Origin of the sequence: Dyadobacter sediminis, assembly GCF_005860765.1 — a bacterium.
Taxonomy (GTDB): Bacteria; Bacteroidota; Bacteroidia; order Cytophagales; family Spirosomataceae; genus Dyadobacter; species Dyadobacter sediminis.
Window position 1 is genome coordinate 874428 of the sequence record NZ_VCEI01000021.1, and the last position, 25593, is coordinate 900020.

General features: G+C 44.2%; 22 protein-coding genes. 16 read left to right on the forward strand and 6 right to left on the reverse strand.

Annotated elements, in window-relative coordinates:
* Window positions 1-82 precede the first annotated feature (82 nt).
* The 8 genes from sufC to FEM55_RS10955 all read left to right on the forward strand — a co-directional run bounded on the left by sufC (window position 83) and on the right by FEM55_RS10955 (window position 6438).
* Window positions 83-841 carry a Fe-S cluster assembly ATPase SufC gene (gene sufC / locus FEM55_RS10920; protein WP_138281354.1) on the forward strand — a complete coding sequence of 253 codons (759 nt, stop codon included), beginning with the start codon at window positions 83-85 and terminating at the stop codon, window positions 839-841.
* A 58-nt stretch (window positions 842-899) separates the two neighbouring features.
* Complete coding sequence (sufD, locus tag FEM55_RS10925; protein WP_138281355.1) at window positions 900-2219, forward strand: Fe-S cluster assembly protein SufD; 1320 nt, start codon at window positions 900-902, stop codon at window positions 2217-2219.
* Window positions 2220-2309: 90 nt separating this feature from the next.
* Complete coding sequence (locus FEM55_RS10930; RefSeq protein ID WP_138281356.1) at window positions 2310-3536, forward strand: cysteine desulfurase; 1227 nt, start codon at window positions 2310-2312, stop codon at window positions 3534-3536.
* Window positions 3537-3573: 37 nt separating this feature from the next.
* The gene (locus tag FEM55_RS10935; RefSeq protein ID WP_138281357.1) at window positions 3574-3954 is read left to right on the forward strand and encodes a DUF5618 family protein; all 381 of its coding nucleotides are present in this window, start codon (window positions 3574-3576) and stop codon (window positions 3952-3954) included.
* Between the two features lie 15 nt (window positions 3955-3969).
* Window positions 3970-4404 (forward strand): SufE family protein, encoded by a 435-nt coding sequence (locus FEM55_RS10940; RefSeq protein WP_138281358.1) that lies wholly within the window; start codon window positions 3970-3972, stop codon window positions 4402-4404.
* A gap of 39 nt (window positions 4405-4443) precedes the next feature.
* On the forward strand, window positions 4444-4755 hold the full coding sequence (locus FEM55_RS10945) for an SUF system Fe-S cluster assembly protein (protein WP_138281359.1): 312 nt from the start codon (window positions 4444-4446) through the stop codon (window positions 4753-4755).
* Between the two features lie 57 nt (window positions 4756-4812).
* Window positions 4813-5241, forward strand: a complete 429-nt coding sequence (locus FEM55_RS10950; protein WP_138281360.1) for a BrxA/BrxB family bacilliredoxin — start codon at window positions 4813-4815, stop codon at window positions 5239-5241.
* 87 nt (window positions 5242-5328) lie between these two features.
* A complete protein-coding gene (locus FEM55_RS10955) occupies window positions 5329-6438 on the forward strand; it encodes a vWA domain-containing protein (protein ID WP_138281677.1) in 1110 nt (369 codons plus the stop codon).
* A 12-nt stretch (window positions 6439-6450) separates the two neighbouring features.
* On the opposite strand, the gene FEM55_RS10960 is transcribed toward FEM55_RS10955, so the two are convergent.
* Window positions 6451-8928, reverse strand: a complete 2478-nt coding sequence (locus FEM55_RS10960; RefSeq protein ID WP_138281361.1) for a PIG-L family deacetylase — start codon at window positions 8926-8928, stop codon at window positions 6451-6453.
* 41 nt (window positions 8929-8969) lie between these two features.
* Window positions 8970-9593, reverse strand: a complete 624-nt coding sequence (locus FEM55_RS10965; RefSeq protein WP_138281362.1) for a 4'-phosphopantetheinyl transferase family protein — start codon at window positions 9591-9593, stop codon at window positions 8970-8972.
* Between the two features lie 73 nt (window positions 9594-9666).
* On the opposite strand from FEM55_RS10965, the gene FEM55_RS10970 reads away from it, so the two are divergent.
* The 4 genes from FEM55_RS10970 (at window position 9667) to FEM55_RS10985 (ending at window position 14131) form a co-directional block, all read left to right on the forward strand.
* Window positions 9667-11346, forward strand: coding sequence for a C45 family autoproteolytic acyltransferase/hydrolase (locus tag FEM55_RS10970; RefSeq protein ID WP_138281363.1), 1680 nt, complete (start codon window positions 9667-9669; stop codon window positions 11344-11346).
* 46 nt (window positions 11347-11392) lie between these two features.
* Window positions 11393-12655 (forward strand): flexirubin biosynthesis putative acyl-CoA ligase FlxY, encoded by a 1263-nt coding sequence (gene flxY, locus FEM55_RS10975; RefSeq protein WP_138281364.1) that lies wholly within the window; start codon window positions 11393-11395, stop codon window positions 12653-12655.
* A 33-nt stretch (window positions 12656-12688) separates the two neighbouring features.
* Window positions 12689-13300, forward strand: a complete 612-nt coding sequence (locus FEM55_RS10980; RefSeq protein WP_138281365.1) for a hypothetical protein — start codon at window positions 12689-12691, stop codon at window positions 13298-13300.
* Window positions 13301-13411: 111 nt separating this feature from the next.
* Window positions 13412-14131, forward strand: a complete 720-nt coding sequence (locus tag FEM55_RS10985) for a YdcF family protein (RefSeq protein ID WP_229209198.1) — start codon at window positions 13412-13414, stop codon at window positions 14129-14131.
* Between the two features lie 329 nt (window positions 14132-14460).
* On the opposite strand, the gene scpA is transcribed toward FEM55_RS10985, so the two are convergent.
* Both scpA and FEM55_RS10995 read right to left on the reverse strand, forming a co-directional pair.
* Window positions 14461-16602: a methylmalonyl-CoA mutase gene (gene scpA, locus FEM55_RS10990; RefSeq protein ID WP_138281366.1), complete on the reverse strand. Its 2142-nt coding sequence runs from the start codon at window positions 16600-16602 to the stop codon at window positions 14461-14463.
* The gene (locus tag FEM55_RS10995; protein ID WP_138281367.1) at window positions 16599-17981 is read right to left on the reverse strand and encodes a methylmalonyl-CoA mutase family protein; all 1383 of its coding nucleotides are present in this window, start codon (window positions 17979-17981) and stop codon (window positions 16599-16601) included. The genes scpA and FEM55_RS10995 overlap by 4 nt, the downstream gene beginning before the upstream one ends.
* 253 nt (window positions 17982-18234) lie before the next feature.
* Between FEM55_RS10995 and dnaA the strand changes: the two genes are divergently transcribed.
* The gene (gene dnaA, locus FEM55_RS11000; RefSeq protein WP_138281368.1) at window positions 18235-19668 is read left to right on the forward strand and encodes a chromosomal replication initiator protein DnaA; all 1434 of its coding nucleotides are present in this window, start codon (window positions 18235-18237) and stop codon (window positions 19666-19668) included.
* Between the two features lie 55 nt (window positions 19669-19723).
* Window positions 19724-20704: a GNAT family N-acetyltransferase gene (locus FEM55_RS11005; protein ID WP_171036531.1), complete on the forward strand. Its 981-nt coding sequence runs from the start codon at window positions 19724-19726 to the stop codon at window positions 20702-20704.
* On the opposite strand, the gene FEM55_RS11010 is transcribed toward FEM55_RS11005, so the two are convergent.
* Complete coding sequence (locus FEM55_RS11010) at window positions 20691-21482, reverse strand: DUF3108 domain-containing protein (protein ID WP_138281370.1); 792 nt, start codon at window positions 21480-21482, stop codon at window positions 20691-20693. The genes FEM55_RS11005 and FEM55_RS11010 overlap by 14 nt on opposite strands.
* A gap of 13 nt (window positions 21483-21495) precedes the next feature.
* Window positions 21496-22530, reverse strand: a complete 1035-nt coding sequence (locus tag FEM55_RS11015; RefSeq protein WP_138281371.1) for an aminopeptidase — start codon at window positions 22528-22530, stop codon at window positions 21496-21498.
* A 164-nt stretch (window positions 22531-22694) separates the two neighbouring features.
* Here FEM55_RS11015 and FEM55_RS11020 point away from each other — a divergent pair, with 164 nt between their 5' ends.
* Together FEM55_RS11020 and recA are read left to right on the forward strand one after the other, a co-directional pair.
* A complete protein-coding gene (locus FEM55_RS11020) occupies window positions 22695-24194 on the forward strand; it encodes a hypothetical protein (protein WP_138281372.1) in 1500 nt (499 codons plus the stop codon).
* A 209-nt stretch (window positions 24195-24403) separates the two neighbouring features.
* Window positions 24404-25471: a recombinase RecA gene (recA, locus tag FEM55_RS11025; protein WP_138281373.1), complete on the forward strand. Its 1068-nt coding sequence runs from the start codon at window positions 24404-24406 to the stop codon at window positions 25469-25471.
* Window positions 25472-25593 lie beyond the last annotated feature (122 nt).

The window sequence follows — 25593 nt, forward strand, 5'->3', positions numbered from 1 at the left end:
AACGGCTCATTTTCTTTTACGCTCAAAGCGTGTTACTTTTGCGGTAAATTACCACGAACTATATCTTAAGTATAAATTAATTATGCTCTCTATTAATGAATTACGTGCCTCTATAGAAGGTAAGGAAATATTAAAAGGCATCAACCTGGAAATCAAGCCGGGTGAAGTGCACGCCATTATGGGCCCCAACGGTTCAGGAAAAAGCACATTGGCTTCGGTTCTTGCGGGAAGAGAGGAATATGAGGTAACAGGAGGAACGGTGGTTTTTGACGGAAAAGAAATTCTGGATATGGCTCCTGAAGAAAGGGCCGCAGAAGGAATTTTTCTTGCATTCCAGTATCCTGTGGAAATTCCGGGTGTTACAACAATCAATTTTCTGAAAACGGCCGTAAACGAAATCCGTAAATATAAAGGGGAAAGCCCGCTGGATGCTGCACAGTTCCTGAAAATGGTCCGTGAAAAGGCTAAGCTGGTGAGCATGAACGATTCGCTTCTCAAACGTGCGCTGAACGAAGGTTTTTCAGGCGGAGAGAAAAAAAGAAATGAAATTTTCCAGATGGCGGTTCTGGAACCGAAGCTCGCCATTCTGGATGAAACCGATTCCGGACTGGACATTGATGCGCTTCGGATTGTGGCGGAAGGCGTGAATTCACTTCGTTCTCCGGACCGCTCCGCCATCGTTGTAACGCACTATCAGCGTCTGCTGGATTACATTGTGCCGGATTATGTACATGTTCTTTACAAAGGAAGAATTGTAAAATCGGGAACAAAGGAACTGGCGTTTGAGCTGGAAGAAAAAGGTTACGACTGGATCAAGGCCGAAGTGGAAGCTGTTGGTTAAGAAATCATGTTACCGGTTTTTGTGAACAGGTTTCCTGATACTAAATATTATTACCTCAATGAGTAACGAAACAATAGATTTAAAGACAAGGCTGGTTACCGACTTTTACGCCCGTGAATCGGTAATGAACGGCGAAGCTTCTTCCGCATTTCATCAGAAAAAGCGCGCTGCTCTGGCCGAGTTCGATCAGTTGGGTTTCCCGACCACCAGAAACGAAGAATGGAAATACAGCAATGTAAAAGACCTGACCAGCGTTTTGTACAACTTCAATGCGGGCAGTTCCATTACGACGGCCGATCTGGAAGACCTCAGAATTCCTTCGCAGGAAGCCAATATCCTGTATTTCATAAACGGGCATTACAACGCGGATCTTTCCGTACTGGTATCTGCCGCCAGTCAGATCATTATCGATTCTTTACAGGAAGCTTACAAAAAGGATCCTGTTCTTGTCAATACTTATTTCAATGAGCTGGTAGAAGACGAAAAGGATGCATTTACGGCATTGAATACCGCTTTTGCACACGACGGCGTATTTATCCATATTCCTGATAACCAGACTGTGGAGCATCCGGTTATTCTTCGCTTCATCAGTGATGCAAGAATTCAGAATGTCGGAAGCCAGCCGCGGAACATTATTGCAGTAGGCCGAAATGCACATGTGAAAGTAGCGGAAGCTTACAGAACACTTGGAAACGAACGTTCATTTACGAATACGGTGACGGAAATTTTTGTCAGTGAAGATGCAGGCGTTGAATATTACAAGGTTCAGAATGAAAGTGAAAACGCTTATCATATCGGAACTACGAAGGTGAAAATGCTGGACCGTTCGCAGTTTTATTCCGGAACGGTTACACTGAACGGCCGTTTTACCCGCAATAACCTGAACATCATTCTGGACGGAGAACGCTGCGAAGCGCATATGTACGGTTTGTACTTCCCGGACGGAACGCAGCATGTGGATAACCATACGGTTGCAGATCACAGAAAGCCTAACTCTGAAAGCAATGAATTGTATAAAGGAATTCTGAGAGACCGGTCGAAAGGCGTTTTTAACGGAAAGATTTTTGTTCGTCCGGATGCACAGAAAACCAATGCTTTTCAGTCCTGTAAAAATATCGTGCTCTCCACAGACGCAACCATGAACACGAAACCGCAGCTTGAAATATTTGCGGACGATGTAAAATGTTCACACGGAACCACAACCGGCCAGATCGACGAAGAAGCATTGTTTTACATGCGTTCACGCGGAATTTCCCAGTCGGAAGCCATGGCGCTTTTAATGTTTGCCTTTTGCGCGGATGTGATTTCTCAAATCAGAATTGACTCAATCCGGGAATATCTGGAAGGTGTAATTGCAGAAAAACTGGCGTCAAAATAATATATGCCGGCGAATGCGTGCCGGAAGGTTTTTATTGTAACCCAACCTTTGATTTTTCCGGGTTGGGTTTTTTTCTAAAACAGAATTCAAATGAGCAATAATCTTGATATAACCGCAATCCGGAATGACTTTCCGATTCTGGAGGAAATTGTAAACGGTAAACAGCTCGTGTATTTTGATAACGCAGCCACTACTCAGAAGCCAAAAGTAGTTCTGGATGCCATTTCAGGATATTACGAACACTACAATGCCAATATTCACCGCGGGATTCATCAGCTGGCCGAAAAAGCAACTGCCGCATTCGAGGATTCCAGAAAGCGCCTGCAGCAATTTCTGAATGCACCTTCTTTTGAAGAAATTATTTTTACTTACGGAACTACCGACGGGATCAATCTTGTGGCGCAGACTTACGGGCGCAAGTTTCTGAAAGAAGGCGACGAAGTGATTATTTCCGCCATGGAGCATCATTCCAATATCGTTCCGTGGCAAATGCTCTGTGAGGAAAAAGGATGCATTCTGAAAGTAATCCCGATCAATGACGACGGAGAGTTGCTGATGGACGAATACGAGGCGCTTCTGACAGAACGGACCAAATTTGTGTCTGTTGTGCATGTTTCCAATTCCCTGGGAACGATTAATCCCGTAAAGGAAATTATCCGCAAAGCGCATGAAGTGGGTGCCAAGGTGCTACTTGACGGCGCGCAGGCCAGTTCGCATCTTTCGATTGATGTTCAGGATCTGGATTGTGATTTTTATTCGCTTTCGCTGCACAAAATCTACGGCCCGACAGGTATGGGTATTTTGTTTGGCAAAAAAGAATTGCTGAATGCCATGCCTCCGTACCGTGGCGGCGGAGAAATGATCAAGGAAGTTACTTTTGAAAAAACCACTTATAACGAACTTCCATACAAGTTTGAAGCCGGAACGCCCAATATTGCAGATGTCATTGCAGCCAAATATGCACTGGATTATGTGGACACTCTGGGAAAACCGAATATTGCCGCATACGAAAACAGCCTGCTGGAATATGCGACACAAGCCGTAATGGAAATAGAAGGGTTGAAAATTATCGGAAAGGCAAAAGAGAAAGTAAGTGTGCTTTCGTTTGTGATTGATGGCATTCATCATCAGGATACCGGCGTGCTGCTCGATCAGCAGGGAATCGCCGTCCGGACGGGACATCACTGCACGCAGCCTTTGATGCGACGATTCAATATTACAGGAACCACTCGGGCCTCGTTTGCTGTTTATAATACGACAGCTGAAATTGACCGTTTGATTCAGGGCTTGCATAAAGTGAAGAAAATGCTCGGGTAAAAAACTGAATTTCAACTAAACAACTATATACACATTAATGAGCAACACAGTAGAAGAAGCCCGGCGCTATTTGAACAATGCAAAGGAAATTTTAAGCGAAAAAGGAAAGAAAGAAGATGGTTTCTATAAAGATACCAACTATGTAAAACTGGCCGGACATGCGGCCTATACCGGCGTGCTTGTTGCGCTGGACGGTTTGTTCGGTAAAAAAAGAAGAGGCAGAAAGGATGTGGACTGGTACAAGGAACGGTTAAGCACAATGGATAAAAAGCTGCTTTACACTTTTGTTGCCGCTTATGATACTTTGCATCTTTCCATGAGTTACGACGGAAACCCGGCTGCAGATATAGCAGTTTCAGGATTAAATATGGCCGAATCCATTATTACATGGGTGGAAACGCGTTCGGCAACGGCATAAAATATTTTTCAGACAATGACTATAAACGAGACACAGGACGAACTAATTTCAGATTTTGAATTGTTTGATGATTGGGAAAGCAAATACGAGTACATCATCGATCTCGGCAAGCAGTTTCCACCGCTTCAGGAACAGTACAAGACTGAGGAAAATATAATAAAAGGCTGTCAGTCAAAAGTTTGGCTGAATGCTTATATGGATGGCGATCTTTTGAAGTTTGAAGCGGACAGCGATGCCATTATCGTTCGCGGTCTGGTAAGTATGCTGGTGAAAGTTTTGTCAGGGCATACGCCGGAAGAAATTGCCAGTGCGAATCTGTATTTTATGGAAAAAATAGGTTTGCACCAGCATCTTGCGCAGACGAGATCCAACGGATTGCTGTCCATGCTGAAACAAATGAAAGCCTATGGTTTTGCCTATCAGGGAAGAACAGTTAATTCGGAAAGTTAAGATTAAAGTTTTTTCTCCATCGCATTAAAATTTAGTAAAATGTCGGAATCAGAATTAAAGGAAGAAGTAGTTAAGGCGATCAAAACCGTTTATGATCCGGAAATTCCCGTAGACGTTTACGAGCTTGGACTGATATATGATCTGAAAATATTTCCGGTAAACAATGTGTATGTTTCCATGACGCTGACATCGCCTTCGTGTCCGTCGGCCGGAACATTGCCCGGAGAAGTGGAACAGAAAATCAGGGAAGTGGAAGGCGTAAACGACGTAAGCCTGGAACTGACTTTTGATCCGCCATACAGCACGGAAATGATGTCCGAGGAAGCCAAGCTTGAACTTGGATTTATGTAGGCGAAAATGCCTCTGATCTTATAAAAAATTTAATTATAAACTTTAAACGTTAAAAATATGTACCCACCGCAATTAGTGGCTCCGATGAAAGCCGAATTGGTGAATGCCGGTTTTCAGGATTTGACAAGTGCCGAGGAAGTGGATAACTTCATGCAGAATACAAAAGGAACTGCTTTGGTTGTAATCAATTCAGTATGTGGCTGTGCAGCAGGTGCAGCCCGTCCGGGCGTAAGAGCGGCATTGTCGCGCAGTGAAATCAAGCCGGATCATCTGGCAACTGTATTTGCCGGTGCAGATGTGGAAGCAACTGCAAAAATGCGCGAATATACTTTGCCTTATCCTCCGTCGTCACCAGCCGTTGCGCTGTTCAAGGACGGTGAACTGATCCATTTTGTAGAACGTCATCATATTGAAGGCCGTTCGGCAGAAATGATCGCTCAACATTTGCAAATGGCTTTTGAAGAGTTCTGCACGGAAGAGGCATAATTCAGTCAAACATACTAAAATGCGGCTACTTTCGATTAAATTTGAGAGTAGCCGTATTTTTTAATAACCTTTTTGAATTCAATTGATATGCGCGGACATCGTTTTTTGAAATATACACCGCCCGAGCAAGGCGCCAACAGCAAGTTTAATCAGCTGTTTGATATTTTTCAGCAGTTGCTACTAATGACTTCCGGTGACGTCAGCGAGGCGATGTCGTGGCTGAGCGAGCTGGACAGACAATATACTCTGACCAATGATTCTTATGGCATCGGTGACTTTTTTGATGATCTGAAGAAAAAAGGATACATCACCGAAGAAAAGCAGGATGGTGAAAGCCGCATTGTCATGACACCGAAATCGGAAAAAAGCATTCGCAAAAGTGCGCTGGATGAAATTTTCGGTAAACTGAAAAGATCCAAATCGGGTGGAAACCACCATACGCCGCACATGGGTACGGGCGACGAACTGAGCAGCGACATACGCCAGTTCCAGTTCGGAGATACGCTGGACCAGATTTCCATGACAGAATCCATCAAAAATGCGCAGGTAAATCATGGAATCGGTGATTTTATGCTGATGGAAAATGACCTGGAAGTAGTGGAACGGGAGCAGAAAACCACGACGGCAACCGTCGTAATGATCGATATCAGCCATTCCATGATTTTATACGGCGAGGATCGCATTACGCCGGCCAAAAAAGTGGCGCTTGCTCTGGCGGAACTGATCCGTACAAAATACCCGAAAGATTCACTTGACATTATCGTATTTGGTAATGATGCCTGGCAAATCCAGCTGAAAGATCTTCCATATCTGGAAGTAGGGCCGTATCACACCAATACGGTCGCCGGTCTGGAACTGGCCATGGATATTCTCCGCCGTAAAAAGACGCGTAACAAGCAGATTTTCATGATTACGGATGGAAAGCCGACTTGCCTGAAAGAAGGAATCAAATATTACAAAAACAGTTTCGGTCTGGACCGCAAAATCATCAGCAAAACGCTTACGCTTGCAGCGCAATGCCGCAGGCTGGATATTCCGGTTACTACGTTCATGATTGCGACAGATCCGTACCTGAAACAGTTTGTACAGAATTTCACACAAGTCAACAATGGACGTGCTTATTACAGCAACCTTCAGGGACTTGGCGGGTTTGTACTGGAAGACTTCCAGCGCAACCGCAGAAAAAATGTTAAGTAAAGCGAGCCATTACTACTTTTTGCCAATAGAAATCATATTGGCAAAAAGCCGGTAAGCGCCCGTAACACCGGCCGGAAGTTCGCGGAAAAAGGACAAACCCGTGTAAATAAAATGCCCTTTTCCATAGGATGCATAAAGTACACTTCCTTCTTTCGGCGTTTCATCCTGATCATTGCTGGAAAACAATGTCTGATAATGGGTTTTATCCCAATCCTGTGCAAAATACAAGCCGCGTTCCTGAATCCAGCCCTGAAAATCCTGCTGCGTAATTTTGTTCGGATAATTCATCAAAGGATGTTCCGGCATTAAAAACCGGATTTCAGCATCTTCTTCGGCCACTCTGTCGCGTCCCATCGTAATCGGAAATGGCCCGATCTGTTTTACTTTCTGGTCATTCGGAATGGTGTACTGTACAAGCATTGTTCCGCCATTTTTGACATATTCCATCAGTTTTTCCTGATAATTGGAAAGCCGGTTTTCCGTGTTGTAAGCTCTTACGCCCACAACAATCGCCTCATAACCACTCAGATCGCCCGCAAGTGCGGCATCATTCAGCATCGTAACCTGACAATTCATCTGGCGCAGCGCAGTCGGGACTTCGTCACCGGCGCCGGCGATGTAGCCGATATTTTTAACTGTTGTTTTTACATCAATGCGCGCCAGTTTGGCCTCCGAAGAAGGAAAAATAGTCTGGGTCGGAATGTGCCGGTATGCAATTGTTTTCAGGGATTTGTCATAAATTTTCCCGTTTACAGTTGCCGTTGCCCGGAAAACAACTTCCTGATTAATGGCAGGCGGCGTAATACGGAATGAAAAATACTGGTCGTGATATTTATCGGCAATGCTGAATTTTTGTGATGCCGGTTCGGATTTCCAGCCTTCGGGAAGTTCCGGTTTCACAATTCCTTCCATACCGTTGCGCTGCGCCTGAACCAGAACCGTAACCGTTTTGGATTCGGCAGACGGAAAAATAAAAACCGGTTCTGTAATGGTTGTCGTAACCGGCGGCCTGATTTCAAACGGCTGATAAATTTCCCCTTCCGCAGGATCAGTGAATTTGTAAATCCATGGCCTTGCAACCGTAAAAGTCTGACCTCCGATTTCAAAATTATAACGTGTGAACGTTTCGGGCCTGTTTTCAGGAAAACCGATATCCTGCTGTTTGTCAATCTGGAACAAGCCGCGGCTGATGGGTTTTTCAAGCCAGTACGGCTGTGTAATTTTCAGGTTTTCAGGAAGCAGGACTTTTTTTGAAATGGCATTAAAATCATTGTTTTCCAAAGAAATATTGACAAGACTGTCTTTGTTTGCGCCCGTCCATGCGACTGACGCAAGTTTGACCGGAAAATCGGTACGCTTGATAACTGAAATCCGGATATTTACTGAATCGCCGGCAACGCCCGAAAAATCATTTGGGTTGGTCTCGAACCAAAGTCCGGCACATTGCAGGATCAGGTCTTTGACTTCTTCCTTCTTTGCCTTTACATACATGTCAGCAGAATCAAGCCGGTTCAGTTCTGCATTGATTTTCAGAAGATTATTAATAGAAGCAGAGGGATTATTGACCGAGAAACTTTTAATGGATTCATTGATCAGCGCCTGTACTTTGGTGCTGTTTTTAATTCTTTTCCAGGAAATGTCAACGCCGTCAAACAAGCTTGTTTTTGCCGGATCACCCGCTTTGTGCAGAAAATAATCAATTCTTTCTCCGCGTGCAGCTGAACTTCCGAACCCCTGACTTTTATGCTGGCTACGGCTTAATGCGGCAATTTCAGTGTAAGATTTGCCAAGAACCGGATTGTACCCGCCGATTTCAATGGATATAAAAGGCTTTTTTTCCTCTTCAGGTTTTTTGTTTGTAAATCCGGGCGTATATGTATTCCATACCAAACGTTTTGGCTGCCAGGTTTTTACAAATTTCAACTGATCAGGATATGCATTTGGATCGGCGGCAAGGCTGAAACCTTTTTCGGCAAGATAAGCAGAAGTCTGATGATGGCCGTGGCCTGCGCGCGGATCTGGCGGAAAGCGTGTAATAATGACATCCGGCTGAAATTTCCGTATCATCCACACTACGTCGCCCAGTACTTTGTCCTGATCCCAGAAATTCAGCGTTTCGTCACGTGTTTTGGAAAAACCGAAATCATATGCTCTTGAAAAAAACTGCTGTGCACCGTCAATCCGGCGTGCGCCGAGTAATTCCTGTGTCCGGATCACACCAATATTATATCCCTGTTCGGACCCGATCAGATTCTGTCCGCCGTCACCGCGCGTAAGCGACAAGTAACCCGTTCTGACCAGTTGATCTTTTGATAAATAGGAAAGCATCAGCGTATTTTCATCGTCCGGATGCGCAGCGATGTAAAGCACCGAACCCAGCACATTCAGTTTTTTAAGGTTCAGGAATATTTCGCCGGAAGATAAAGCGGGAACTTGTGCAGAAACTTTTAATGAAAACAGGAACAGGAATGCAGCTAGGTATTTATTCATTGGTCAGGAAATTATAGCATTGTTTTTGGCCGGCAAAAAATTCAGATTGTCCAGGAAAGAACGTAATCGCCGAACGTGTCGTAAGCGATACGGACTGTATTTAATTCGGGTTTTAAAACAGAAACCTCAATTTCGCCTTTTTGGTTGCCGTCAAACCGGTTTGTAATGATATGTTTTTTCAGATCAAGGTCCGGATTTCCGGCAAATTTGAACGCAGATTCCTTTGCAGACCAGATGATATGCAGCAACAAATTATTTTCAACATCAACCCAATTCATTTCTGCTTCATGCAGAAAGTAGTCGGCACCTTTGGAAATAGAAGGTTTGAGTTTTTGTATATCAATTCCCGTTTTTTTGGTTTCACTCACATAAACACAGGCATATTCGCCCGAATGCGACATGGAAATGTGCTGCTTACTGCCAACCATATGCGGTTTTCGATTGTGATCGTACGTTATTTCCGGATCGACGGACGTTATATTTTTGATTAATATACGGCATGCAAGCCATTCCTGCCGGCGAACGTCGGTTTTTTTTTCAAACAGCAGTTTTTCATCAGCGGGAGTAAGCTGTAACTGTTCTTTCAATTCCTGCCATGGTTCAGTCATTTTCCACAATCCCAGAGCCGTATTTTCAGAAAGCGCTTTTATGTAACAGATTCCCATTTATTATTAATTTTGGTTAAATATCAGCAATCAGCATTTCAGAACCGGCACCGGATACGCGTGCTTTTCATGTATGTGGCCCAAAAATAAATTAGCAAAAAACATTCTCAAAACGGTTTCCATCCTGTTGCTGATCACCGGAATCTTTTTCGGCCTGTTCATCTGGCGCATCATTGTTCCTTCGCCCAGGATTGACAGCAACAAAACTACGGAAAGTTATAAACGCATTAAAGCAGGCCCGGACCATTATGTGGTTGAAAACTGCTGGCTGAAAAAGAACAAATACGGAATCTGGGAAATGTACCTGGAAGGATCGCCGTATGAAAGAGGACTTATTTACGGGATTCTTTCCAAAGAACTGATGGAAAAACAGGAAGTTCATTTCGTTGGCCAGATCAAGGAAATGATTCCGAATGCGTTGTTTCTGCAGGTTCTGAAAGGTTTTGTCGGCTGGTTTAACCGCGATATTTACAAGTATATCCCGGAAGAAAATCAACAGGAAATCTACGGCATTTCCCAGTCTTTTTCCGACAAGTTCAATTACATCGCCCCGAAATATTACCGCATTCTGAATTATCATGCGGCGCACGACATCGGTCACGCGCTTACCGACCTGAATATGGTCGGCTGCACGTCATTTGCGGTTAATCACAGGTTTTCAGAAGATTCCACACTGCTCATTGCGCGTAACTTCGATTTTTATATGGGCGATGAATTTGCAGAAGATAAGCTGATTGTTTTTATGAATCCGGACAAAGGTTACAAATTCGCATCTTACGCGTGGGCCGGTTTGACGGGCGTTGTGTCCGGCATGAATGAAAAAGGAATCACCGTAACGCTCAATGCTTCCAAATCCGACATTCCATATACGGCTAAAGAACCGATTTCATTGCTGGCGAGAGAAATTTTGCAGTATGCCGGTACAATCCAGGAAGCGCAGGAGATTGCAGAAAGAAGGGAAACCTTCGTTTCCGAATCACTGCTGATTGGCTCGGCGGCTGACGACAAAGCTGTTATAATTGAAAAATCGCCGCAGAAAATGGACGTTTATCAATCCGGAAAAGATTATCTGGTCTGCGCCAATCATTATCAGGGCAGTTCGTTTATCCGAGATTCGGTCAATATCCATAACATTCGCGATACCGATTCAAAGTCAAGGTTTGACAGAATGAACCAGTTGCTTGAACGGACTTATCCTGTTGATATAAAAGATGCTGCCAGTATCTTAAGAGATAAGAAAGGCTTGAATGACAAATTCCTGGGTTACGGAAATTCCAGTTCTTTGAACCAGCTTATCGCCCATCACGGAATTTTGTTCAAGCCGGAAAAAAAAGAAATATGGATTTCCACGCCGCCATTCCAGCTGGGTGAATTTATCTGCTACAATTTAAACGATGTTTTTTCTGGAAAAAGAACGTTTGCTACGGTGGATTCTTTAACCATTCCTAAGGATTCATTTCTGGCAACAGCCGATTACAGAAAATTTGAAGATTTCAGGAAAACAAAACAGAAAATCAGCCGCTATGTGATGCTCGGCATGCCGTTTGAACTTTCGCCTGCGGAAGAAAAAAAATTCATCAACAACAATCCGGAAAGTTTTCTGACTTATTTGTTTCTGGGCGATTATTTCAGGAAAAACGGGAACAACACAAAGGCCATTGCTTATTACCAACAATCTTTAGAACATGAAGTCGCTTCACTAAATGAAGTAAAAGCCATAAAAGACCGCATTGAAGATTGCGGGAAAAAATAGCCTGTTTTTACAGTTTTCTACATCATTGTAACACATTCTAACCGCCATGAAGTTTGAGTTTTCAGCTGAAACGCAGCATCTGAAATTACAGCAGCTGATGGAATATGTTTCGGCTCATTCTCCTTATTATCAAAAAATAATGGCGGAATATGAAGTCAGTTATAAATCAATTAACTCGCCTGCGGATCTTGTTCAGCTGCCATTCACAACCAAAGATGATCTTGCGCGTTACAACGACGATTTCCTTTGTGTTCCAAAAAACAGGATTGCAGATTTTGTAACAACTTCCGGCACTTTAAGCGATCCGGTCGCATTTTATCTGACAGATGCTGATATTGAGCGGCTGGCGGTAAATGAAGCGGAATCTTTTCGTTGTGCGGGCGGAAGCAGTGAAGATATTTATCAGCTGACGACGACCATTGACCGGCGCTTCATGGCGGGACTTGCGTATTGGATGGGAGCCAGAAAAATAGGCGCGGGAATGATCCGCGTGGGGCCGGGCGCACCGTTTTTGCAATGGGAATCTATCCAGCGGTTTTCACCGACCGTTCTGATTGCCATTCCTTCCTTTATTCCACGGCTGCTGGATTATGCCGAAGCCAACCGCATCGATTACCTATCTTCAAGCATCCGATCCATTATTTGCATCGGCGAGCCGATCCGCAATGCCGATTTTAGCTTTAACGAACTTGGAAAACGGATTACTTCACAATGGAACGTCAAGCTTTATTCCACGTATGCTTCCACCGAAATGGGCGCTGCATTTACGGAATGTGCCGAAGGCAGAGGCGGGCATCTGAACCCGGATTTGCTTGTACTGGAAGTCGTGGACGACAATGGCCATGCTGTAAAAGAAGGAGAAACCGGAGAAGTAGTCATAACAACTCTGGGCGTTGAAGGAATGCCGCTGCTGCGTTACAAAACCGGCGATCTTTGTCCGGTTTATTATGCGCCGTGTGCATGCGGGCGCCAGAGTCCGCGGCTCGGACCAGTAGTCGGTCGCAAGCAGCAGATGATCAAGTTCAAAGGGACTACTATTTATCCGCCGGCAATTTTCGATGTGCTGGATATGGTCAAGGAAATAGAACTTTATCAGGTTGTTGTTTCCAGAAACGAGTACGGGAATGATGAGGTTACGATCCTCTTGCCATTGCAGCTGCAAACGCCGGTTTTCCAGGAAATGCTGCATTCGTTATTCCGTTCAAAGCTTCGCGTAACACCTTTGCTGCAGTTTGTTACCGCTCAAGAATTAAGCCTCCGGATTTACAGACAGGAGAAACGCAAGCCTGAAAAATTGATCTATATTTGAAGCCTTAGTCATTATAAAAATAAAATATAAGCCATGAAAAAGTTTCTTTATGCATCCATGATTACGATGGTTGTAACGGGCGTAAATTGCTCTTTTGCCCAGAGAGTAGAACTGAAATCCGGAGACGTAAGCGTACTTGCTGGACAAAAAACGGTCAATATTGAATACGATTATTCGGATTTCAGCGTAGGTAAATTCGCCACTGAAAAAGAGTACGTTGACAAGAAATCGGCCGAGTACAACGAAAAAGAAGCAGGAAGAGGGGATAACTGGAAAAAAGCGTGGGTCGATGACCGCAAAAACAGGTTTGAGCCAAAATTTGAAGAGTTGTTCAACAAAGGAATGGAAGATGCCGGCTTAAAAGCCGTGCAGTCCAGACCGGACGCCACTTATACATTAATCGTCCGTACCAAATCGGTAGAGCCGGGATTCAACGTAGGCGTTATGCGTAAAAACGCACATGTTGATTTTGAAATTGACCTGGTGGAATCGGCTGACAAATCGGTGAAAGTTGCAGAATTCCATTTAAGGAATGTGCCCGGCGGGCAGTTTGGCGGTTTTGACTACGACACCGGTGTGCGCATTGCCGAATCGTACGCAAAAGCGGGTAAATCGCTTGCTGCATTTCTCGACAGAAAACTTTAGGTCTGAATAATAATATTAATTTCGCTGCTGTTACATTTGTTTAAGCTGTGAAATGTAAGCTTCAAAGCATACATTTCACAGCTTAATTTTTAACTGATATCCAGAAAAATCGTGCGAATTGCCTTCCTGATCTTATCGGCTATGATTATCCTGTTTTCCGGCGGATGCGGCGGTATGCTGAACAATGCTTCGGAAAGAGCCTATAAAAATGGTTTGAAAAACCAGCCTTATGATGCGGTAATCATTCCGGGGTTTCCTTATAACGGCGATAAATGGGATATGATTCTTCAGATGCGGATTCACTGGGCGCATTATCTTTATACAAAAGGGTATACCAAAAACATCATTTTTTCCGGCGCAGCAGTGGCAACGCCGTATATTGAAAGCAAGGTAATGGCTGAATACGCACATGCACTTGGCGTTCCGAGAGAAAGGATTTTTACCGAAGAAAAGGCGCAGCACAGTACCGAAAATGTTTATTACTCTTACCGAATGGCAAAAGGACTCGGCTTTTCAAAGATTGCGCTGGCTACGGACCCGGTACAAACCACTTACATGCAAAGATTTATCAAACGGTACGAACTTCCGGTCGGATTGCTGCCGGTTATTGTTGATACGCTCAGTGTCCTGAATCTTTACGAGCCGAAAACAAATACCGAAAACTGTAAACAGGAAAATTTTGTCAAATTGTCCGATAAGGAAAATTTTTTCAAGCGTTTCAGAGGAACGATGGGCAAAAATATTGTCTGGTATGAAGAAGATCTTAAACAAAGCAAGTTCAGAAGAAAATACAAGGACCGCATGATTCCTTCTGGCGCAGCTGGCCATTAGCTGCTGGCGATTGGCTTTAAGCAAAAGGATGCTTCTTCGGAGCGAATTGAAATGCCATAGAATCGTATCATGTTTGGAGGCTCCTCCGGAGCCGGCGTGATTAACTTATCACGCACCTTTTTTCTACAAACAGGGTGCTCCTCCGGAGCGAAACAAAATGCTATGCAATAGTATCCTGTTTGTAGGCTCTCCGGAGTAAAACAAAAAGCTATGGAATAGCATCCTGTTTGTAGAAACGGCAGGATCAATAAAAACAGAAAAGCCATGGAATGGCTTCCTGATTATCTTATGTAAAAGCAGCCAACAGCTAATGGCTAACAGCTAAACCCTCAACTCATCAACTCTTTCAGGATCATCTGTGCGGCAACCGGAATATTTGTTCCCGATCCGAAAATGCCTTTTACGCCTGCATCATAAAGCAATGGATAATCCTGTGCTGGAATCACGCCGCCCACAATCACCATAATATCTTCCCGCCCGATTTTTTTCAGTTCCTCAATCAGCTCAGGAACTAAGGTTACATGGCCAGCTGCAAGGCTTGAAGCGCCAACTACATGCACATCATTTTCAGCGGCCTGCCGTGCCACTTCCTGCGGGGTCTGGAAAAGTGGGCCAATGTCCACGTCAAAGCCAAGGTCTGCAAAACTGGTTGCAATGACTTTTGCGCCGCGGTCGTGTCCGTCCTGGCCCATTTTGGCAATCAGAATTCTTGGCCGGCGTCCTTCCGCTTCTGCAAATTCGTCCGATAGGGCAAGTGCTTTCCGGAATTCTTCCTGATCCGAAGATTCCTGCTGATATATTCCTGAAACTGCCCGTATGGCTGATTTGTATCTTCCGAATTCCTTTTCCATTGCATCCGAAATTTCTCCCAAAGTTGCTCTTTTCCTGGCCGCCTGAACGGCAAGCGCAAGCAAATTGCTGCTCATGTCTTTTCCGCCTTTTTCCCTGCATGCCGCAGTAATCGCTTCCAGCGCAGCTTTTACTTCTGAATCGTTTCTTTCTTTTTTAATTGAATTTAATCGCGCCGTTTGTACCTGGCGTACAGCAATGTTATCAATCTGAAGGATGTCAAAATGTTCCTTTTCTTCCGTTTTAAATTTATTCATACCGACAATGATGTCTTTTCCTGCGTCAATCCGCGCCTGTTTTCTGGTTGCGGCTTCTTCTATGCGCATCTTTGGCAAACCTGTTTCAATTGCTTTGGTCATGCCGCCGAGCTGTTCAATTTCTCCGATCAATTGCCACGCTTTTTCAATCAGCTGATTGGTCAGATACTCTACATAATAAGAACCGCCCCACGGGTCCACTGCATGGCAAAGATCTGTTTCATGCTGAATAATCAACTGCGTATTTCGGGCAATTCTTGCGGAACGGTCGGTAGGAAGTGCAATGGCTTCGTCCATGGAATTGGTATGAAGTGACTGCGTATGGCCCATAACGGCGGCCATGGCTTCAACCGTAGTCCGCGTGATGTTGTTAGATGGGTCCTGTTCAGTAAGGCTGTAACCGCTTGTCTGGCAATGCGTTCGGAGCATCAGCGATTTTTCATTTTCCGGCTTAAACTGACTTGCAATTTTTGACCATAAAAACCTTCCCGCACGCATTTTTGCAATTTCCATAAAAAGGTTCATGCCGATTCCCCAGAAAAAAGAAAGTCGCGGCGCAAAATCATCCATTACAATGCCGGCCTGAATTCCGGTACGGATGTATTCCAGCCCGTCTGCAAGCGTATAGGCCAGTTCAATATGTGCCGGTGCGCCAGCTTCGTGCATGTGGTAACCGCTGATGCTGATGGAATTAAATTTGGGCATAAACTGCGAGGTATACGCAAAAACGTCCCCGACAATGCGCATGGATGCCGCAGGTGGATAGATATACGTGTTACGCACCATAAATTCTTTTAAAATGTCGTTCTGGATCGTGCCCGACAACATTTCCGGTTTTACGCCCTGCTCTTCGGCGGCTACAATAAAAAACGCCATAACCGGAATAACGGCTCCGTTCATGGTCATGGAAACAGACATTTCGTTCAGCGGAATCTGATCAAACAGTATCTTCATATCTTCCACGGAATCAATGGCCACGCCCGCTTTGCCGACATCGCCGGTTACGCGCGGATGGTCCGAGTCGTAGCCGCGGTGCGTAGCGAGGTCAAAAGCAACGGAAAGTCCTTTCTGTCCGGCGGCAAGGTTTTTTTTGTAAAAGGCATTGGAGTCCTCGGCAGTAGAAAATCCTGCATATTGCCGTATGGTCCAGGGGCGTTCGAGGTACATGCTTGCGTACGGCCCGCGGAGGAATGGCGGTGTTCCGGCTCCGTCATGCAAATGACTGATCCCGCTGACATCATTTTTTGTATATACCGTTTTAAGTCTGATTTCTTCTGCGGTAAGCCTGTTATTTTCCTGCATGTCCGTTTGCCGGAAAACATCCGTTTGGCTTTTCGCAGGCATATTTTTGAAATCGGGCTTCATGACCGGATCAATTGTGACAGATTTATATCTTTTAAGAGCCGCAGACCGTTTTTGTCTTCCTTAAAAAATGCTTTTTCCTCATTCCGGAAACTGTTGTCAGATTCCTGTTCTTCAAATTTGTTAACGCCGACCAGGATTTTATCCGAACTAAAAGCTTCTGCGCACATCTTTAAAGACTTATCCAGTTCATTTTGTATAAACCCTTTTTCAAAGCAGCTTTCAAGCCCGCCTTTTTCTTCGGTTTCAAGGAACAATTCCCATGCCGCATCCGCCAGTTTGAGCGTCATTGTTTCCAGCATATACGAACCCGACGCGGGGTCTGCAACCTGATTCAGCAAACTTTCATGCGCCAGAATATTGGAAACGTTGCGTGCAATACGGTCGGGGAGTTCATGAAATTGCCCGGAATGATGATTAAAAGGCAAAACCGTAAGTGCATTACAGCCGCCTGCAACCGCACTCATGGCCTCTGAAGTAGCTCTGACAACATTATTGTGCGGTGATTTTTCAGCGTAATAAAAAGAAGAAGTCGTTGCATGAACAAACGCTTTGCCTTGCCGATCCGGAACATGATAGGCACGGCCAATTTTTGAAAAAAGATACCTTAATGCACGGAATTTGGCAATTTCGGTAAGGAATTGCATTCCTGCCGGGACTGAAAAATAGAGATTTTCAAACACTTTCTGTGCCGGAATCCCGGCATCTGTTAAGTAGTCCAAATAAGTAACCGTAGAAGCAATCAGAAAAGCAAGTTCCTGCACCGGCGTTGCGCCGCTGTAATGAAAAACATGACTTTCAATCATTACAGGGCGGAAATCCTCTTTGCTGCCGGCATTTTTCAATAGGGATGCTATGGATTGAACAGAGCCGGAAAAGTGTGTTCCGGTTCGCATCCAGTTTGCAACCGGATCAAAGGCGATGCCGCCCTTGCAGTTTAACGATGTAGATTTATATATTTCACGAAGCAAAAATTCCGGGTATTCCGGCGTTTGTAAAAAAACGGTGTTTTCGGAATTTGAAAGAAGGTGCCGCAAGGGATCTGATTGCAGTAAATCCGGCTGATCGATTTTTAGCAGAATTGCGTCGGCGCCCTGTTTCAACGCATTTTCAACTGAATATTTTACCGATTGCGGTTCGTTAACGTGTAACCAGGGCATGTTAAGCCAGCCGGGCGTATGTTTCTGGCAAAGCTGAATTTCATTTATCCGTTCATCCGTGCAGTCTTCGTTTGTTGCATAAGGCTCAAGATGAAGATCGGGTCCGATTTTCCATGCGTCCAGTTTGCCCGTATTTCCTTTCAGTTCTTTTCTGGCCTGTATTTCCCATATCGCTTTCGGGGAAATGCCGTTTTGTTCCGATAAACCGGCTTGTATTTTCATGAAACAGCATGGATAATGATCAGTTCCTGTCTGAACAAAGCTACAAATTTGGTGTTACATTTTATCATTGCAGCCGCTTCCTGACAGCATCTTATGCCGATTGCAGCATTTAGTTTCATTGTTTTTATTTATATGCTTGCAGATCGCAGCCTTTGATACTAAATTGAATTCTGGTTTAATCTGCAGAGATCAGGTATTTTTATATCTTTGCCGTCCTTTTACATTTTGACATTCTGAATTCGGCAAGTACACATTGGAAAGAGTTACCAAAAATAGAGAAGTTGACCAGATCTGGGATGCCTGCCTGCGTGTAATTCAGCAGCACATTCCCGAGCAAAGTTTTAAAACGTGGTTTGAACCTATACGGCCATTGAAACTTTATGGTAAAGTGCTCACTATTCAGGTTCCCAGCCAGTTCTTTTACGAATGGCTGGAAGATAACTATGTCAATCTGTTGAGAAAAGCGCTGGACTATGCCATCGGCCGCGACGGCTTGCTGGAATATTCCATTATTGTGGACAAAGGCAACGAAAAGCATCAGCCGCTCACGATGAATGTGTCCACACAGAAATCGCCGAACTTCACCAAACCGGATAATTTCGCAACGGACCCGCGCCTTGGCACAAATAACAAGGACAAAGACAAGGATCAGGATTCGATGAACCTGGATACTTATCTCAATCCCAACTATTCGTTCGATAATTTTATAGAAGGCGATTGCAACCGGTTGGCAAGGTCGGCCGGATTTGCCGTGGCACAGCGCCCCGGACTTACTTCGTTCAACCCGCTGATGATGTACGGCGGGGTAGGGCTTGGCAAAACGCATCTGGTGCAGGCCATCGGGAATTACATCATGAACCATTTTGACAATAAACTCGTGCTGTACGTTTCTTCGGAAAAATTTACAAACCAGTTTATCAATTCCATCCGGAACAATACGCTTCAGGACTTTACCGACTTTTACATGAAAGTGGATGTCCTGGCCATTGATGATGTGCAGTTTCTTTCGGGAAAAGAAAAAACGCAGGATACTTTCTTCCATATCTTCAACCATTTGCACCAACTCGGCAAGCAGATCATTATGACCAGTGACCGGCCGCCTCGTGAACTGCAGGGTTTGCAGGACCGGTTGTTGTCCCGTTTCAAATGGGGGCTTACGGCAGATCTCCAGACGCCGGATTTTGAAACGCGTATTGCCATTATTCAGAAAAAAATCCAGTCCGAAGGCATTTCCATCGATTATGATGTAATCGAATACATTGCGCACAGCGTCAATTCCAACGTAAGGGAACTGGAAGGCGTTATTGTCTCGCTAATGGCGCAGGCTTCGCTGACCAGAAGGGAAATTGACGTAGAACTTGCCAAAAATACATTGCGGAACATCGTAATGAATGAAGACAAGGAAGTGACGATTGATACCATTCAGGAAATCATTGCCGACTTTTTCCAGATTACGATTGCGGATCTGAAAAGCAAAAGCCGCAAGAAAGAAGTTGTGTATCCCCGACAGCTTGCCATGTACCTTGCCAAAGAATACACAGACCTTCCTTTGAAATCAATCGGGTATCATTTCGGGGGCCGGGATCACAGTACCGTAATCCATTCCATACAGAGTGTCAACCTGTTAATGGATGAAACACCCGACGTGGAGGAAACACTTCAAAAACTTCGCAGTTACTTCAAGTAGAAAACTGAGTCTAAAAGGGAAAATGAATTGTTTCATCAAACCTTTGATTCAGCCAATGACACCCATTCTTGTTAATCGTTCTCAAATTTCTGATTTGCTTTGGAACAACCATATCCAGCGTTCTCAGCAAAGTGTTGTTTATGCATACAGTTTTTACCTTGATTCAGTCTGCATCGAATGGAAAGCCTTGGTCTGGCCGTCTGAAGAGGATTATCAGGTTGTAATGCCTTTGCCGGTAAGGACGAAAGCCGGTAAAATGATTGTTTATCAACCCTTGTTTTGCCAGTATCTCGGTTTATTTACTGTGAACAGTCTGACCTCCCCGCAGGTGGAAGCATTTTTAACCTCTTTGTCCTCACACTTTTCCTACATATCCGCTTATTCTTTCAATCCGGACAATTACAGACTGGTGAACATAGGCAGTTTTCGGTTCAATGAATTGAAATTTCAGGAACAGAGCACATACTATCTCCGGCTTGGCCATGATTATTCCAAAATATACAACCACTATTCCAAAGACCGGCAACGGAATGTGGAACGTAGCAGGCGGTATAACTGGACATTGGAACAGAGTACGGATATAAATCCGCTCATTCATTTATTCAAGGAAAATCATGCTTCCAGAATTTTTGGAGGAGTAAATCCGGATGCCTACGCCAGGTTACAGTTGCTTTTTGAAAGACTGAACTTGCATGAGAAAGCCGAAATCTGGTATGCGGTAAAAGAAGGCCGGATTCATGCCGGCATTCTGCTGGTCAGGAACTGCAACAGAATCATCTACCTTTTCAACGCAGCTGATAAAATCGGCAGATCAGGAAACGCCAGGACTTTTCTGCTGGATTGCTATTTTAAAGTTCATGCCAGCAAACCGATGATTTTTGATTTTGAAAGTCCGGAAGTAAGTTCCATAGCAAGCTTTTACAACAGTTTTGGAAGTATTGAAAATTCCTATATGATGATCAGGAAAAACCAGCTGGTTTTTCCTTTCAGACAAATACAGGAATGGCGGAGAAATCTGATGCTTAAAACCAGGTAATTTCCTTACGCAAACCCTTATATGATTTTATATCCATTTCCAGCGATCCGATCACCAGTTCCACTTCGGCTTTCAGCGGAATCTTGTTGGAGTCATCTGAAATCCAGAGACGCATCGGCGATTCTCCTTTAAAAAGCTTGTTACGCGGAATGATCGGATGGAGCCGTAGCACGCGCGTTTTTCCGAATTTGGTTTTAATTACATCTTTACCGGAATATCTGACTCTGAGCTTGTAAATCTCCCCGTCAAAAAAAGTGGGTACTTCTATGACTTCGCCTTCGGAAACTTTTTCAAAATTGATTGTGCGCAGAAAAAAGTAGCCGCTTATAATGTCATGGATGTTATTGGGCACATTGAAGGTTTTGGTTTCATTCTTTTCGCTGGAAATCGCCTGATCCTTGTTATGGTTGAATATTACTTTTTCATCTTTCCGGTATTTGTTTTCCTGGATCTGACGTTCAAACATATGCGGTAAAATGGCGGAAGTATCTATGTAGGAGCGCCACGTGTCCCGCACCCGTGAAATCAGGTCAAATGCGCCGACTGTGCGGCCCGTTGCATTCACCTTGAAGCAGGGCCTGTTGTTAACAACCGAAACAGATTTGGCAATCTCAACCTTGGCCTCGGCCGCATTGATAAAACCATAATGGACTCTGTATTCAACCTTTTCACCGGTACAAAAGCTGTAATTCGGAATGACGCGGTTCTGTTCGTATTGTTTAAAGGAAAGATAAATGGATAATGTTATAATGGCTAATATCAAGTGTGATCTGTTCATGCGGATCTTTTAATTACATAGAGGGATATTTTACTTTCAAATAGGCCAGATATTTTTTCAGGTCTCCACCAAACTTGCTCTCAAACTCCTTGCGAAAAATATCCTGTTTCGATTTATAAGTCTGATAACTTATAAAATAGGCGTTATTGGGCAATTTGCTGTCCGGAAGAGAATTTTTGTTTTTAAACGTACGCTTGCCGGAAAGAAGTGTGTCGGCGTTACTAAGTATATTCATGATCATTCTTTTTTTTAGTGTGTCTTTTACAGGTTCCGGCGAAAGGTTTTGAAAGGTTTTATAAAGGCTGTCCAGTTTTGCTATTCCCCGGAGCATGTGACCGGCGTAAGCGTCATTGTATTTTTTAGAGTACTCGTACTGATTCAGTTCCGGTGAATCCTGGCCGTACTTGTATTTTAAAAACCGTATAGCGCCCTGATCTCCGATAAAACTGGCAAGATTCTCATTCAGTTCCAGATCACTTTTGACAAAAAGTGTTCCATGCGTCAGTTCGTGCAGGATCAGGTTGGCCATGCTGCCATCTTTCCTTTTCAGCATGCTGGAAAGAATGGGATCTTTGAGATAACCCAGTGTAGACCACGCAGATACTTCGCCAATATCCGTGTCCAGGCCTTGCTGAATCAGTTGCTGTTCTTCTGCTACGGCGCGGGTAGAATCAAAAAAACCTTTGTAAGGAAAAGTACCCACTACCGGAAAGTGCCATTTGTAAGGTTCAATTTTGTAGCGGGGCGAAGCCGTTATCAGCCAGATCAGCGGTTTTCCATGCTGATTGTAAAATGTTGTATAGTTTTTGGAAGGTTCAAGACCCAGTGAATCAATGCCAAATTGCTTAATCTCCTGAATGAGCCGGATGCGGGCCTTCAGGGAATCCGGAAATGCAGGGTTTTTCATTACATCTTCCACATCTTCTACATTCATCAGTATTCCGATCTGGCCGCTGGCCTGCATCCAGCCGTAACTGACCAGGTCTTTGTAATAGAATGCGGCAAGCAGCAAAATGGCAAGCAGGACAAAAAATAATTTTTTAAGCACAGATTCAGTACGGAATGAATTTTAGTAATAACAACGGAAATAATGCAATTTCAACGATAAAATAATTGAAAACAATGTTCCTGTTCATGTAAAGCACAACATGCATGTCGTTTTAGTCGTACCTTTGGGTTTGAGTTTCTCAACGTTCCTGCTAGTTAATCTGAATGAATATACGATCACTTCGCGGCCTGAGCCTTGGCTATTTACTTTTACCCAATCTGATTTTCTTTTACTTCTGGACAAATGTAGGCATTGCTGTTGCCGGTATTGTTCTGCTTTTGTATCTGTTTGCCAGCATTTTAATGCAAAGCAGCCCGGTTTCAGAAACGGTGCTGAATTCAAAAGATCTGCTTCTGCTGACGATTGTGGCACTGATTGTCACTTTCATGTCGGGCGTTAGCGGGCTTTCCTATCAGACTTTCGATTACTGGTGCCATAATACCAAATTTTACGAGCTTTTTAAATACAACTGGCCGATCCGCATTCCGCTGGACGGCCCGGTAATTTCCTATTACTACGGCTATTACGTTGTCCCCGCCATTTTTTCCAAACTTACCGGAAGCATCAGCGAGACATTCATTTTCCTCTGGACTTTCGTTGGTTTCTTTCTCGGGATTTCGTGGGTTTACATGGTTCTTAACAAGAAAATGCTTTTTGTACTGCTAGCAATGGCCATCGGCGATACGCCGCATGTAGTCAAAACCGTTTTTTACAAACTGACCGGTGAGTTGTACGAGTTCGGTGATTTCGGAATAGAATCCTGGTCCAATTTTGAAAATCTTCTCTGGGTTCCGAATCAGGTTATTCCGACTTTGATCATCGGCGGAATGTTCGTTTATATTCTAAAAAACAGACTTCCGCTTGAAAATATCGTTTTTCCCGTTGCATTAACATTCTGGTGGGCGGTTTTTCCTGCATTTACGAGCGGATTGCTGGCGGGACTGCTGATCATTCGCAAATGGCTTCTGGCCGGGTTCAGGCTGGACTGGAAATTGGTCATCAACTCGGTTATACTTCCGTTTCTGGCTTGTCTGCCTGTATTGATATTTTTTCTTTCCCACGAAGAGGCGCCAATTTCCGGTTTTATCTGGCAGTTCCCGGACAGTATGCCGAGCAGAGTTATTGAATACAGCATTAACATCGGTCTCAATCTGCTGATCTTTTATCTGGCATTCAAACATTTCAGAAGTGAAAGACAAAGGGCACTTCCGGCCATTCCTTTTTTCCTGATACTCGCATTCATCATGATCTTTCCGATTTACAGGATCGGCAAAGTAAATGATTTTCTGTTCCGGGGTCTGATGCCCTATCTGCTGATTGTGGGCATGTACCTATTTTATCCGCTGGCGTCTGTTCCAGCCGTTAATGCCTGGAATATGGTCCGGAAATCAGCTTACAGCATGGCTCTGTTCGCACTGCTTGCATCATGCTGTCTGATCGCCGCAGGAAGGTTTGTAAGATCAATGAAAGTCAACGTTGTTACGCAGCGGATCATGCCCGAAAAAACGGGTTTCCAGCCCATTCCGTATGATGCGTATGCCAATATTTATGAAGTACTGAAAGACAAGTGGACGCAGCTGGAAGCGGATCAGTACCTGGGTAAAAAGGATTCATTTTATGAGTTGAAGATGGCTCCGGCTAAGCCGTTTGATAATTCGAAATAACCGTTTGATAATTAACAATTTACGAACTTTTGCCGGGGAATATTTCTCCTGAAAAAAGTGCTTAAATAATTATATTTTTAGAGGGTAAATACGTTGTTTTTCTAAGAGTAATTTGTTAAATTTACAATGTAAAAAGACCAATTAGCAGGCGGTTTTTGTGACGAAAAAGCCGCCTTTTTCATGTACAAACTAAATTTCTGTCACCTTTTATGGCACAAGCAACCACAGATAAAGACAACAAATTAAAAGCGTTACAGACTACGCTCGAAAAACTGGATAAGGCTTATGGAAAAGGCACAGTAATGCGTCTTAGCGACACCAAAGTGCTTGACATTCCTGTAATATCAACAGGTTCATTAGGGCTGGATCTTGCTTTGGGTGTAGGCGGTGTACCGCGCGGACGTGTTGTTGAGATTTATGGGCCGGAATCATCCGGTAAAACCACTTTGTCAATGCATTGCATTGCCGAAGCACAAAAAAAAGGCGGCCTTGCAGCATTTATTGATGCGGAGCATGCTTTTGACCGGTCATACGCTGAAAAACTGGGCATTGACACAAGCAATCTTCTGATTTCCCAACCTGACAGCGGCGAACAGGCACTTGAAATTGCAGAGCACCTGATCAGCAGCGGTGCTGTGGATATTATCGTCATTGACTCCGTGGCTGCACTGGTACCCCGCGCGGAGCTTGAAGGAGAAATGGGTGATAGCAAAATGGGTCTGCAGGCACGTCTGATGTCTCAGGCATTGCGTAAGCTGACCGGTGTAATCAACAAAACAGGCTGCTGCTGTATTTTCATCAACCAGCTTCGTGAAAAGATCGGTGTGATGTTCGGTAACCCTGAAACAACTACCGGTGGAAATGCGCTTAAATATTACGCTTCTGTTCGTCTGGACATTCGCCGGGTAGGACAGATCAAGGAAAGTGCAGATGCCATTCTCGGTAACCGTACGCGCGTTAAAGTTGTGAAGAACAAAGTAGCGCCGCCGTTTAAAGTAGTGGAATTTGATATCATGTACGGCGAAGGCATATCCAAAGTTGGTGAGATTATTGACCTGGCTGTTGAGCTTGAAATCGTTAAGAAATCCGGTTCATGGTTCAGTTACGATGGAAACCGTCTGGGACAGGGTCGTGACGCAGTCAAAGCGCTGATCAAGGACAATCCTGAATTGATGGACGAGCTGGAAGCAAAGGTCCGCGGAAAAGTTAACAACGATCCGGACTCATTGATTGATACCAGCGAGCCGAACATTCCTGACGAAGGATCTCCGCTGTAATATCTTGCTTATAAATAAAAATGCCCTGTATATCAGGGCATTTTTATTTATAAGCAGTTTCTTGTAATCTAATTAAAACCTCGGTTTTTTCAGTAACTACAGTGTCACAAGTGACCATTTTA

Bases quoted from the DNA above. Each gene is read 5' to 3' on its own strand.
- flxY (WP_138281364.1), top strand. From the start codon at position 11,393: ATGAAGTTTGAGTTTTCAGCTGAAACGCAGCATCTGAAATTACAGCAG.
- sufD (WP_138281355.1), top strand. From the start codon at position 900: ATGAGTAACGAAACAATAGATTTAAAGACAAGGCTGGTTACCGACTTT.
- FEM55_RS10935 (WP_138281357.1), top strand. From the start codon at position 3,574: ATGAGCAACACAGTAGAAGAAGCCCGGCGCTATTTGAACAATGCAAAG.
- FEM55_RS11010 (WP_138281370.1), bottom strand. From the start codon at position 21,482: ATGAACAGATCACACTTGATATTAGCCATTATAACATTATCCATTTAT.
- FEM55_RS11005 (WP_171036531.1), top strand. From the start codon at position 19,724: ATGACACCCATTCTTGTTAATCGTTCTCAAATTTCTGATTTGCTTTGG.
- FEM55_RS10960 (WP_138281361.1), bottom strand. From the start codon at position 8,928: ATGAATAAATACCTAGCTGCATTCCTGTTCCTGTTTTCATTAAAAGTT.
- FEM55_RS11020 (WP_138281372.1), top strand. From the start codon at position 22,695: ATGAATATACGATCACTTCGCGGCCTGAGCCTTGGCTATTTACTTTTA.
- FEM55_RS10970 (WP_138281363.1), top strand. From the start codon at position 9,667: ATGTGGCCCAAAAATAAATTAGCAAAAAACATTCTCAAAACGGTTTCC.
- FEM55_RS10980 (WP_138281365.1), top strand. From the start codon at position 12,689: ATGAAAAAGTTTCTTTATGCATCCATGATTACGATGGTTGTAACGGGC.
- FEM55_RS10965 (WP_138281362.1), bottom strand. From the start codon at position 9,593: ATGGGAATCTGTTACATAAAAGCGCTTTCTGAAAATACGGCTCTGGGA.
- FEM55_RS10945 (WP_138281359.1), top strand. From the start codon at position 4,444: ATGTCGGAATCAGAATTAAAGGAAGAAGTAGTTAAGGCGATCAAAACC.
- FEM55_RS10930 (WP_138281356.1), top strand. From the start codon at position 2,310: ATGAGCAATAATCTTGATATAACCGCAATCCGGAATGACTTTCCGATT.
- FEM55_RS10950 (WP_138281360.1), top strand. From the start codon at position 4,813: ATGTACCCACCGCAATTAGTGGCTCCGATGAAAGCCGAATTGGTGAAT.
- recA (WP_138281373.1), top strand. From the start codon at position 24,404: ATGGCACAAGCAACCACAGATAAAGACAACAAATTAAAAGCGTTACAG.
- FEM55_RS10940 (WP_138281358.1), top strand. From the start codon at position 3,970: ATGACTATAAACGAGACACAGGACGAACTAATTTCAGATTTTGAATTG.
- sufC (WP_138281354.1), top strand. From the start codon at position 83: ATGCTCTCTATTAATGAATTACGTGCCTCTATAGAAGGTAAGGAAATA.
- scpA (WP_138281366.1), bottom strand. From the start codon at position 16,602: ATGAAGCCCGATTTCAAAAATATGCCTGCGAAAAGCCAAACGGATGTT.
- FEM55_RS10955 (WP_138281677.1), top strand. From the start codon at position 5,329: ATGCGCGGACATCGTTTTTTGAAATATACACCGCCCGAGCAAGGCGCC.
- FEM55_RS10995 (WP_138281367.1), bottom strand. From the start codon at position 17,981: ATGAAAATACAAGCCGGTTTATCGGAACAAAACGGCATTTCCCCGAAA.